Annotated in this window: 12 protein-coding genes; all 12 read left to right on the top strand. The window is 54.0% G+C overall.

Annotated features, from left to right (window positions below; translation table 11 throughout):
• Window positions 1–16: 16 nt before the first annotated feature.
• The 12 genes from GCWU000341_RS14085 (at window position 17) to mraY (ending at window position 11,380) form a co-directional block, all read left to right on the top strand.
• Window positions 17–148: a hypothetical protein gene (locus tag GCWU000341_RS14085; RefSeq protein ID WP_009214923.1), complete on the top strand. Its 132-nt coding sequence runs from the start codon at window positions 17–19 to the stop codon at window positions 146–148.
• The gene (locus tag GCWU000341_RS05980; protein ID WP_009214922.1) at window positions 117–1,049 is read left to right on the top strand and encodes a nucleoside hydrolase; all 933 of its coding nucleotides are present in this window, start codon (window positions 117–119) and stop codon (window positions 1,047–1,049) included. Before GCWU000341_RS14085 ends, GCWU000341_RS05980 begins: the two co-directional genes overlap by 32 nt.
• Window positions 1,050–1,125: 76 nt before the next feature.
• Complete coding sequence (locus tag GCWU000341_RS05975; RefSeq protein WP_009214921.1) at window positions 1,126–2,400, top strand: M20 family metallopeptidase; 1,275 nt, start codon at window positions 1,126–1,128, stop codon at window positions 2,398–2,400.
• A 16-nt stretch (window positions 2,401–2,416) separates the two neighbouring features.
• Window positions 2,417–3,163 carry a glutamine amidotransferase gene (locus tag GCWU000341_RS05970; protein ID WP_009214920.1) on the top strand — a complete coding sequence of 249 codons (747 nt, stop codon included), beginning with the start codon at window positions 2,417–2,419 and terminating at the stop codon, window positions 3,161–3,163.
• A 36-nt stretch (window positions 3,164–3,199) separates the two neighbouring features.
• Window positions 3,200–4,099 (top strand): ribokinase, encoded by a 900-nt coding sequence (locus GCWU000341_RS05965; protein WP_009214919.1) that lies wholly within the window; start codon window positions 3,200–3,202, stop codon window positions 4,097–4,099.
• Between the two features lie 16 nt (window positions 4,100–4,115).
• The gene (locus tag GCWU000341_RS13490) at window positions 4,116–4,292 is read left to right on the top strand and encodes a hypothetical protein (RefSeq protein WP_009214918.1); all 177 of its coding nucleotides are present in this window, start codon (window positions 4,116–4,118) and stop codon (window positions 4,290–4,292) included.
• Window positions 4,293–4,523: 231 nt separating this feature from the next.
• Window positions 4,524–5,621, top strand: coding sequence for a redox-regulated ATPase YchF (gene ychF, locus GCWU000341_RS05960; protein ID WP_009214917.1), 1,098 nt, complete (start codon window positions 4,524–4,526; stop codon window positions 5,619–5,621).
• A 235-nt stretch (window positions 5,622–5,856) separates the two neighbouring features.
• The gene (gene mraZ, locus GCWU000341_RS05955; protein WP_036599811.1) at window positions 5,857–6,282 is read left to right on the top strand and encodes a division/cell wall cluster transcriptional repressor MraZ; all 426 of its coding nucleotides are present in this window, start codon (window positions 5,857–5,859) and stop codon (window positions 6,280–6,282) included.
• Window positions 6,279–7,226, top strand: a complete 948-nt coding sequence (gene rsmH / locus GCWU000341_RS05950) for a 16S rRNA (cytosine(1402)-N(4))-methyltransferase RsmH (protein WP_040653518.1) — start codon at window positions 6,279–6,281, stop codon at window positions 7,224–7,226. The genes mraZ and rsmH overlap by 4 nt, the downstream gene beginning before the upstream one ends.
• A 128-nt stretch (window positions 7,227–7,354) precedes the next feature.
• Window positions 7,355–8,011, top strand: a complete 657-nt coding sequence (locus GCWU000341_RS12635) for a hypothetical protein (RefSeq protein ID WP_155812671.1) — start codon at window positions 7,355–7,357, stop codon at window positions 8,009–8,011.
• A complete protein-coding gene (locus GCWU000341_RS05940; RefSeq protein WP_009214912.1) occupies window positions 7,989–10,322 on the top strand; it encodes a peptidoglycan D,D-transpeptidase FtsI family protein in 2,334 nt (777 codons plus the stop codon). Before GCWU000341_RS12635 ends, GCWU000341_RS05940 begins: the two co-directional genes overlap by 23 nt.
• An 83-nt stretch (window positions 10,323–10,405) precedes the next feature.
• Window positions 10,406–11,380 carry a phospho-N-acetylmuramoyl-pentapeptide-transferase gene (gene mraY, locus GCWU000341_RS05935; RefSeq protein WP_242651628.1) on the top strand — a complete coding sequence of 325 codons (975 nt, stop codon included), beginning with the start codon at window positions 10,406–10,408 and terminating at the stop codon, window positions 11,378–11,380.
• Window positions 11,381–11,414 lie beyond the last annotated feature (34 nt).

The raw sequence follows: 11,414 nt of genomic DNA, 5'->3' as shown, positions 1-11,414 counted from the left end.
CTCAGGCGGAGGAGGGATGTATGAATTTTCGGCAGAGACTCCGGCTTTAAGGACAGAGATCAGCCGGAGAATATTTTACGCAGTACAGAAAACAAGCGAAAAGATCGGAGAGATTTATGAAGAGGAGAAAAATCATTCTGGACTGTGATCCGGGACATGATGATGCGGTAGCCATTATGCTGGCCGGAAGAGCGCCGGAGCTGGAGATTTTGGGGATCACGGTGGTTTCGGGGAATCAGACGATAGAAAAAACTTCCCCAAATGCCCTCAATGTCCTTCAGTATCTGGAGCTGGATATCCCGGTTTACGCGGGATGCGGCCAGCCGATGGTCAGGAAAAGGATTCACGCGGCTGACATTCATGGAAGCAGCGGCCTGGACGGACCTGTGTTTCCGGAGCTCAAAAGGACCGTGGAAGAGGAGCATGCGGTTACGTTCATCATCCGTTCGCTTTTATCCTCTGAGGAAGCCGTAACCATGGTGACGACCGGTCCCATGACAAACCTTGCCATGGCGATGCGGATGAATCCCGGAATTCTCGATAAAATCGAGAGGATCGTCCTGATGGGAGGCTCCTATGGAAACGGCAATATCACTCCGGCGGCCGAGTTCAATATTGCGGCAGATGCGGAAGCAGCATACGTCTGTTTCAACTCCGGGCGGCCGATCACAATGGCGGGACTGGATGTGACGAGGAAGGCCTTGTGCTTCCCGGAGATTGTGGAGCGCATGGGAAGGATCGGCAATAAGGCATCGAAGCTCTTTGTGGACTTGATGGGACACTTTTGCAGGACGCAGAAGGAGGTTTTCGGCTGGGAGGGGGGACCGCTCCACGATCCGGTGCCTGTCGCCTATCTAATTGATCCGGATATTCTGAAAACCAAGGCGATGAATGTCGAGATTGATATCCGCAGCGAGCAGTCCTATGGGCGAACCAATTGCGATTACTTTGGCTATCTGCACAGGGAGGCCACAGCGGATGTGGCAGTGGACATTCAGGTGGAGCGCTTCTGGGACTGCATTGAGTCCGGGCTGAGAAGATACGGATAAGGCGGGATGCGGATCCCCTGTACTAAGGGTGAAACTGCCCGCATTCCCGCATGGAATACGTTTTGCGGGAGGAAGGATGGGAATGCTTGATTTAAGAGAGATTCTGGAAAAAAACAAGGAGTATTATATCAAGAGACTCGCGGAGCTGGTGGAGATCGATACCCATGTGCTGGGACATGGGATTGACGGAGGACTGGAGAAGGAGGGGCAGGATTATCTGGCCCGGCTTCTCCGGGAGATGGGGGCACGGCTGAGACTGGATCCCCTGAAGGAAGCGGATATCAAACGCTGCCATGAGCTCTGGCATGAGGGAAATCTCGGACATAAGCTGGAGAAGCGCTATAATCTGTACGCGGGATTTGGGACAGAGGGCAGGGGGAGAAGTCTCATCCTGAACGGACATATGGACGTGATGCCCGCGGATAATGAAAAGGAGTGGAAAAGTCCGCCGTTTGAGGCGAGAATCGAAGGCGGAAGGATGTACGGGCGCGGAACCGCAGATATGAAAGCGGGTCTTATGGCCTCAGTGATGGCGGTCCAGCTGCTGAAGGACGCGGAAAGAGAAATCCCGGGAGAGCTTATTATCGCGTCCGTATGCGATGAGGAAGGGGGAGGAAACGGCTCCGTTCAGGCTCTTATGTCCGGACTGAGAGCGGATGGAGTGGTGGTCTGTGAGGGAACAGGAGATGAACTGATTCTCGCTCATATGGGCTTTGTGTTCTTCCGGGTAGAGGTGGAGGGAAAGTCCTGCCATTCCGGGGAGAAGAAAGCCGGAGTCAGTGCCATTGAAAAGGCGATAAAAATCATCGAGGCCATGCACGAGATGGAGCATGAGTGGCTCCTGAAATACCGGCATCCGCTGCTGCCCTCTCCGAGTCTGAATGTCGGGGTGATTCGGGGAGGAAGCGCGGGATCCACCGTGCCTTCCGAATGCTGCTTTGAGCTCTGCGTGCACTATATCCCGGGACAGATGAATTATCAGGGGCTCGTCGGGGAGATCGAGGATTTGATCTCGAGAGTCTCCCGCTCGGACCTTTGGCTGGAAAAGCATCCTCCGAAGCTGACGGTCTATCAGGCCGGCGGCGGATTTGAAATGGGAGAGGGACAGAGCCTGGTGGAAAGCTTTCAAAGAGCCTACAGTCTGGTCCGAAAAAAACCGGTGCAGATCACAGGCTCACCGGCGGGCTGCGATTCCAGGCTTTGGAGAAATATAGGAGGCTGCCAGACGATACAGTTTGGGCCCGGGAATCTTGCGCAGTGTCACAGTACGGATGAGTGGGTGGAAATCGATTCCTATCTGGAAGCGATCCTGATCTATGCGGAATTGATTCTGGATTTCTGCGCTGCCTGAAAAGAAAGGAGAGTTTATGGCAAAGAGAATACTGCTGGCGGGAGAGTCATGGATGAGCTATACGACACATGTAAAGGGCTTTGATGCTTTCTACAGCTCGGTTTATGAGACAGGAGAGCGATATATCAAGGCGGCCTTCGAGAAAGCGGGATATGAATTTGTCTTTATGCCAAATCATTTGGCCATGGAGGAATTCCCGTACAGCCTGGAGAAATTAAGAAATTTCGATCTGATTGTTCTCTCCGATATCGGAGCCAATACGCTTTTGCTTCCGACGGCGACCTTTTCCAGGAGTGAGCTTCGGCCCAATCGCTGCGATCTTCTCAGAGATTATGTCCTTGATGGGGGAGCACTTCTGATGGTGGGCGGATATCTCACCTTTTCCGGCATTGACGCCAGGGGAAAGTGGGGGAGTACGGCAGTGCAGGAGGTCCTCCCGGTGGAGCTTCTGAAAACAGATGATCGGGAGGAGCACTGCGAAGGGGTGCGCCCGGAGACGCTTATGCCGGAGCATGAGATTCTGGACGGGATCAGGGGAGAATGGCCTCGGATTTTGGGATATAATAAAACAATGGAAAAGCCCGGGACAGAGGTATTGGCTTCGGTCTGCGGGGATCCTTTTCTTGCGGTCGGAAGCTATGGAAAGGGGAGAAGCGCGGTATTGACCACAGACTGTGCGCCGCACTGGGCTCCGCCGGAGTTTTGTGAATGGGAGGGCTATGAGAGGCTGTTTGCGAATCTTGCGGCGTGGCTGATAAAATAGCGGAAACGCCGAATATGAAATTTCGAAGGACAGAAGATGAGAATATTGAATTTTGGTTCGATCAATCTGGATTATGTGTATTCTGTAGAGCATTTTGTTCAACCCGGAGAAACCATATTGGCGGATGAGCTGCAGATTTTCCCCGGAGGGAAGGGACTGAATCAATCCATTGCACTGGCGAGATCCGGGATCCCGGTTTTCCACGCGGGGATGATCGGACAGGGAGATGATTTTCTGATCGAGCTCATGAAAAAGGCCGGAGTGAATACCCGCTATATCAGGAGCTCAAAGGAGAGCCGAACCGGGAATGCGGTCATTCAGAGAGATCAGAGCGGCAATAACTGCATCATTCTGCACGGCGGAGCGAATCAAAGGATTTCCAGAGAATACATCGATGAGGTTCTCTCGGATTTTTCGGAAGGGGACTTCCTTTTGCTCCAAAATGAAATCAGCAATATGGTTTACCTCATGGAAAAGGCGCATGAAAGAGGAATGAGAATCATCCTGAATCCTTCTCCGATGAATGAAGCTCTGCGCTCCTGCCCCCTATGCTATGTGAATTATTTTATTCTGAATGAAATTGAAATCGCGCAGCTTCTGGGAGGAGATGAAAAGAGGGAGGAGGAGCAGATCCATGAGATGCTGAAGAGATTTCCCGGCTCGAAGATCGTTCTTACCCTGGGAAAAAGGGGATCTCTATATGCGGAGGAGGGTATGGACTATCAGCAGGATATCTATCCGGCTAAGGTTATGGATACCACCGCGGCGGGAGACAGCTTCACGGGATACTTTGTGTCGGGAATATGGAAGGGGTATTCAGCGAAAGAAAGCATGGATCTTGCATCGAAGGCGGCGTCACTGGCCGTGGCCTCGGCGGGGGCGGAGCCTTCGATACCGAAGATAGAGGAGCTTGAGGCGGCTTTCCCCTCTCCCTGATCTCGCACAGGAAGATGTGAAGGAAGGGGATGTGAACCGGCTGTCGAAGGTCCTGGGGCTTAGAAGATGCATCATCGGGCTTCGCTTTTTGTATTTTAAAAGGGATTATATCGAGGAGAATATCCCGGAATATGGGAGGAAAACGAGATATTGGATGATGGTGGAGCATAGGAAAGAGATCAGGAGGGCCTGAAGCTCACCCGATCCGCCGAATCCGATCCTTTCCCAAAGGAGGAAGGCCTTTTCGAGAAGAGTGAAAGCTCCTTTTTATTGTCTTCGCCCGCTGTGGTGACAATGTCTTATAGAAGCTGCTTATTGCTTTCCCGCAAGAGGACGTTTAGAATAGGTACGGAAAAGGCAGAGGGCGCTCTTGCTCCGACTGTTGTCAGTCGGGGCTTTCACATGGGTATCAAGGAGTTTATCTATGAAATTAGGAATCGTTGGTCTTCCAAATGTCGGGAAATCGACTCTCTTTAATGCTATCACGCGGGCGGGGGCAGAGGCCGCAAACTATCCCTTTTGCACGATAGATCCCAATGTGGGGGTTGTCGCTGTGCCGGACGAACGGCTCCATCTGCTCTCGGAGCTCTATCATTCCGAGAAGACAACGCCGGCGGTGATAGAATTTGTGGATATTGCCGGGCTTGTGAAGGGGGCCTCCAAGGGGGAGGGCCTCGGAAATCAGTTTCTCTCCAATATCCGGGAGACCGACGCGATCGTCCATGTCGTCCGCTGCTTTGAGGATCCCAATGTGATCCATGTCGACGGCTCTGTGGATCCGCTTCGGGACATCGAGACGATCAATCTGGAGCTCATCTTCTCCGATCTGGATCTTTTGGAGAGGAGAATGCAGAAGCTGAAAAAGCTTTCCCAGAACGATAAGGAGGCGAAGGCGGAGCTTATGCTTTTGTCCGAGCTTTATCAATATCTGGAGAGTGGAAAGCTCGCGATCGGCTTTGACGCGGGAGACGAGGATAAGAATGCCTTTGTGGACAGCCTGGATCTCCTCACCAGAAAGCCGGTGATCTACGCCTGCAATGTATCGGAGGACAGTCTCTCCGATGACGGGACGGGAAATCCCCATGTACAAAAGGTCCGGGGCTATGCGAAGGAGACTGGCTCCGGGGTCTTTGTCATCAGTGCTCAGATCGAGCAGGAGATTTCGGAGCTTCCGGAGGAGGAGAGGACAGAGTATCTGGAATCCCTGGGGCTTTCGGAGTCCGGGCTGGATAAGATCGTAAGAGCGTCCTATTCTCTTCTTGGCTTAATGTCCTTCCTCACGGCCGGAGAAAAGGAAAGCCGGGCCTGGACGATTAAAAAGGGGACAAAGGCGCCGCAGGCAGCGGGTAAGATTCATTCTGATTTTGAGCGGGGCTTTATCAAGGCGGAGGTCGTAAATTACAAGGATCTTCTGGATCTTAAATCGCTTTCTGCGGCCCGGGAAAAGGGGCTTGTCCGCATGGAGGGGAAGGATTATGTTATGCAGGATGGAGATGTTGTACTTTTCCGATTTAATGTTTAAAAAAGATCGGTCTCTCCTCGTTTTTTGAGCGCTGGGAGAGCTTCCCGTTTTTTCAGAAGGGGGTGGGACGCCGCGGGGTCCCGCCCTTTTTTTATGGTGGGAACTTATGCACTTATACAGCAAAACGTAAGAAACGCCATATATTTTGTCGCTTTCTCTTGCCTTGACAATTCAGTATGAGACAGGCATTATTATAATGAAGTGGGGAAAAGTGGCGGAAAGTGGTGACATCTGGATGTTTACCGGAGAGTATCATCATAATCTGGATGGAAAGGGGAGGATGATAGTCCCTGTTCGTTTCCGGGAGAATCTGAACAGGGAGTTTGTCCTCACCCGCTCTCTGGACGGCTGCCTTTCCATGTATGCTCCGGCGGAGTGGAAGCTGCTCGAGGAGAAGCTCGCCGCACTCCCCATGACCAATGAGAAGGCCCGGAGGCTGAAGCGTTTTTTGCTTGGAAGCGCGGTCAGCTGTGAGCTGGACGGACAGGGCCGGATTCTGATCCCGCAGGTTCTGAGGGAGAAGGCGGGGCTTCGAAAGGATGTCTGCCTGATCGGCGTGGGGGACCACGCGGAGCTTTGGGACAACGAGAGGTGGATCAGCGAGAACGATTTTTCGGACAGTGCGGAGCTCGCGGAGGATATGGAGGGACTCGGAATTTGACATTCCATCATTACAGTGTGCTTCTGCGGGAGACGATAGAGGGACTCGCAATTCGCGCGGACGGGGTCTATGTGGACGGCACGCTCGGGGGCGGAGGACACGCGCTTTCCATCTGTGAGCGGCTTTCCGGGAGAGGGAGGCTCATCGGCATCGACCAGGACGGAGCAGCGATAGAGGCGGCCTCGGAGCGCCTTAAGGACTACCGGGACCGGGCTGTCATCGTGAGAGGCAATTATGAGGATATCGCCGAAATTCTGATGCGGCTTCAGATCGAGCGGGTCGACGGCATCTGCCTTGACCTCGGGGTATCCAGCTATCAGCTGGATGAGGGGGAGAGAGGATTTTCCTACAGGACGGATGCAGCGCTTGACATGAGGATGGATCAAAGAGGAGAGAGGACTGCGGCGGATATCGTCAACTCCTACAGTGAGGAGGCCCTCTTTCGGATCATCCGGGACTACGGCGAGGACCACTTTGCCAGAAATATCGCAAAGCACATCGTGCAGTATCGGGAGAAGAAACGGATTGAAACGACATTGGAGCTCTCCGGCATCATCTCGGGGGCGATCCCTGCCCGTGTCCGCGCTCTCTCCGGACATCCCGCAAAGCGAAGCTTTCAGGCGATCCGGATTGAACTGAACCGGGAGCTGGAGGTTTTGGAGAATACTCTGGACCGGATGATAGATCTCCTTTCGGAGGGCGGGAGGCTCTGTGTGATCAGCTTCCATTCGCTGGAGGATCGGATCGTAAAAAGCAAATTCCGGACGGCTGAGAAGCCCTGTATCTGCCCGCCGGATTTTCCGGTATGCAGCTGCGGGAGGAAATCCAGGGGGATCGTTCTCACGAAGAAGCCGATCCTGCCGTCGGAGGAGGAGCTTCTTGAGAATCGGAGATCTCAGAGCGCGAAGCTTCGGATTTTTGAGAAGAGGACGGAGGGAAATTGATTTTTACGGCGGGAATGGATCGGCCGTTTTTCGGATCCGAATCCTATCTGTTTTGAGAGGAGGGGAGGTTTATGGCACGGCGCGCTATGGATAGAATGCGATGGACTGTCGGCGCTGCCGAGGCTTCGATGGGTCGAAAAGGGGAGAGAGTGAGGAGAGCCGGCGGGAGGCAGGAGCTGTCCCGGAGAGTCGGAAGGAGCCAAAGCGACAGGGTTCTCGCGGGAAAAACGGCGCTTCAGAGAGAGAGGAGACTCGGGGCTTCGTCCTCCGATGCGAAGAGAGCCAAAGCGGAAGCGTCTTCTGCCGGGAGGAGCTTAAGAGCGATAAAGCAGCATCGAAAGGGGGAGACAGAGGGAGTGAAGCGGGACAGCCCGCGTTTTTTGACTCCGGGAGCCGCGGAGCTTCGAAAAATGCAGCTTCGCTGTGAGACGGAGCGGAGCAGCCGTCTCCGGAAAAAGAGCGGAGCGTGGAGCTTTTACTTTCAGTTCATGCTCTTTCTCTCCTTTCTTCTCGCTGTCGGGATCTGCCTGAATTATGTGCAGCTTCATACCGAGATCAATACGAGGGAGCAGCGCATCGAGCGCCTGAGGGACAAGCTTGAGAAAAGGCGTTCGGAAAACGATGCCATGCAAAATTATATTTCCAATGCGGTCAGTCCCGATGAGATCTATCAGGTTGCGACAAAGGAGCTCGGGATGATCTATGCCGGGGAGGAGCAGATCATCCACTACAAGAGGGCAGAAAACGGTTATGTGAGGCAGTATGAAGAAATCCCGAAGCACTGAGGAGAACAGCGGGCAGGAGCCAAAGCTTCTGCCGCTCTATATGCAGCAGAAGCTCTTTTTGATATTGCTTTTCTTCCTGCTTCTCTTTCTGTACCTCACCTTTTCGATCTATCAGACGATTCGCGGAAACGGGCAGGACTATCAGAGGATGATCCGCTCGCAGAGGCAGGCGCATTACCGCTCGGAGAGCATCCCCTTCCGGAGGGGAGATATCACGGATCGAAACGGAACGGTGCTGGCGACGAGCCAGGCGGTCTATACCATGATTTTGGATCCGAAGGAGATTCTGGATCCGGAGCAGCCCTATCACAGCGCGACGGTTGCGGCGATCTCGAAGATCCTGGGGGATGAGACAGAGCAGGTGGAGAAGTTCCTCTCTGAGAGATCCGGGAAGAGGTACGCGAGATATCAAAGGCAGCTCAGCTTTGAGGACAAGGAGCGCTTCGATCAGTTCAAGGAGGCGGAGAACCAAAGACTGAAGAAGCTCTGGGCGAAGCAGAGAAGGGAGCAGAAGAAGAGCAAAAAGGAGGGAGAGGAGGAAAAATTGCAGCAGATCGGGGGCGTCAGCTTTGAGCTCAGCTATAAGAGGAATTATCCCTACGGCTCTCTCGCCTGCACCGTGCTCGGCTTTTCCTCCGGAGACGGGACTTCGGGGAGCGGGGGCATCGAGCAGTATTATAATGACAAGCTGACAGGGGTCAACGGCAGGAAATACGGCTTTCTCGACTTTGACACAAAGCTGCAGAGTGTTTTAAAGGATGCGACGGACGGAAACAATATCGTCAGTACCATCAATTATAATATACAGAGCGCGGCGGAAAAGTATCTGCAGGAGTGGCAGGTCGATGATGTCGGTTCCAAGATGGCCGCGGCGATCGTCATGGACCCGAATAATGGGGAGGTGCTCGCGATGGCGAGCACGAACCGCTATGATCTCAATAATCCCAGGAATCTGGACCCGACCGTCTATACCGATCAGAAGCTCAGGGAGATCGGCCGGAAAAAGCTGGTCGAGGGCTTCCGGAAAAACTATCCGGATCAGGGCAGCGTGACGGACGCGCAGGTTTTAAGTCAATATACCGAGGACGAGCTGAAGACGGCGGGGCAGAAGGCGGTCTGGGATCAGCTTTGGAGAAACCCCGTGGTCACGGACAGCTATGAACCCGGCTCCACGGTGAAGCCCTTTACCCTTGCGGGAGCGCTCGATGAGGGGGCAATCACGCCGAACACCGTCTATGAGTGCAAGGGCTTTATCCAGCTGAGCGACGGCACACACAGCTGGAAGATCCAGTGCCACAACCGGGATGGCCACGGACAGCTGAATGCGGAACAGGCGCTGATGGAGTCCTGCAATATTTACATGCTGGATGCTGCCTTTGCGGAGGGAAAGGAGAAATTCGCGAAATATCAGCACCTCTTCGGCTTCGGGGAGAAGACCGGCATTGACCTCCCTGCAGAGGTGGACACCTCGGGCCTTGTCTACAGCGCCGATGCACTCGGAAAGACCACTCTCGCGACAAACTCCTTCGGGCAGAATTTCAATGTGTCCATGATTCAGATGGCCGCGGCCTACTGCAGTATCCTAAACGGCGGAAGCTACTATAAGCCCCATATTGTAAAGCAGATCCGAAACTCCAATGGAACTGTGCTTCAGGATGTAAAGCCGGAGCTTCTCCGGGTCACAAGCTCCGTAAAGAGCTGCGACTTTCTCCGGCAGGCGCTCTATCAGACGGTGGAGCACGGGACCGGACAGCCGGCAAAGATCCAGGGCTACAAGGTCGGGGGAAAGACCGGGACTGCGCAGAAGCTTCCCCGCTCCGAGAAAAACTATCTGGTCTCCTTCTGCGGCTTTGCCCCCGTTGATGATCCGCAGATCCTCGTCTATGTCATCGTGGACACGCCGAACAAGGAGGGAGAGGATCAGGCCAGCGCCTCCTTCGCGACGAAGATCGAGCAGAAAATCATGAATGATTCCCTGCAGTATCTCGATATCCCGCCGGAGGGGAAGACCGACCCGAAGAACTCTTTGAATGAGAGTCTCTCCGCTCAGCCGGAGGGGATCAACCGGGAAGGGCTGGGAGCGGGAGAAGAGAGCGGGAGCGCCGCGGAGAGCAGCAGCGAGGAGGAAAGCAAAAAGGAAGGCCCCGGGGACGAGAGTCTCTCGGGAGAGGGGGGAGCGGATGTCCCGGCAGAGCTCCCGAGTTCCTCGGAGAATGCGGAAAGCAGCCGCGCGGAGACGGAATCCGGCCGGAGCCGGGAGGAGAGCTCCTCCGGGACGAAGGCAGCGGAGAGCGCGGCATCGGCCCGATGAAGACGCAGAAACGGATCAGAAGCAGAAGATCGATCCGATTCGAAAGAAAAACACCGATCAGCCGCCTTGCAGCGGAGCAATTCATGGAGAGAAGCATGTACCTCGATTTCACCTTATCCACAGTCCTGTCCTTTGTCCTCGCCGTTTTACTCGCGATTCCCCTGATACCGGAGCTTCATAAGCTCAAGTTCGGGCAGGAGGTGAGGGAGGACGGGCCTGAGACACATCTTAAGAAAAAGGGAACTCCCACTATGGGCGGGATCATCTTCCTCCTTTCGCTTCTCGTGCCCTCTGTCTTCTATGCGCTTCGCTTTCCGAAGATCCGGCCGGCGCTTTTCCTCACGCTCGGCTTTGCGGCAGTCGGCTTCCTGGATGATTCCATCAAGGTCTTAAAGCATCATTCGGAGGGCTTGAATCCGAAGCAGAAGTTTTTCCTGCAGCTTCTGATCACGCTTCTTTTTTCCCTCTGGATCTGCCTTTTGCCGGATCATGAGAGCGCCCTTCGCATCCCCTTTACCCGCTCTATGCTGAAGCTCGGCCCCTTCTATATCCCGGCGCTTCTTTTCATCGTGACGGCTACGGACAACGGTGCGAACTTTACGGACGGCCTCGATGGGCTCTGCTCCTCCGTCACAGCGGTGATCTCGCTCTTTTTGGGGATTTATGCCATTTTTATCGGGGAGAGAGAGCTTGTGCCGCTGTGCGGTGCCATGCTCGGCGCTCTTCTCGGTTTTCTCTGCTTCAATGCTTATCCGGCCAGGGTATTTATGGGAGATACCGGCTCTCTCGCGCTGGGCGGTTTCGTCTCCGCACTTGCCATTGAGCTTGGGATTCCTCTTTATATCCCTCTTTTCGCTTTTATCTATCTTTTGGAGGTATTATCTGTCATCATTCAGGTTTCCTATTTTAAGCTAAGCCACGGCAGGCGGATTTTCCGCATGGCGCCGATCCATCACCATTTTGAACTTCTGGGGTGGTCGGAGACCCGCGTGGTGACAGTGTTTACCATTATCAGTCTGCTGCTCTCACTGCTTTCCTTTACTCTTTTGATCCTGTGATCATCAGAGAAGAGGAAATACAGAGGGGCGGAAG

This window comes from Oribacterium sp. oral taxon 078 str. F0262, assembly GCF_000160135.1.
GTDB lineage: Bacteria > Bacillota > Clostridia > Lachnospirales > Lachnospiraceae > Oribacterium.
The sequence above is the reverse complement of the archived record's forward strand: the minus strand, read 5'-3'. Positions and strand labels throughout refer to the sequence as shown.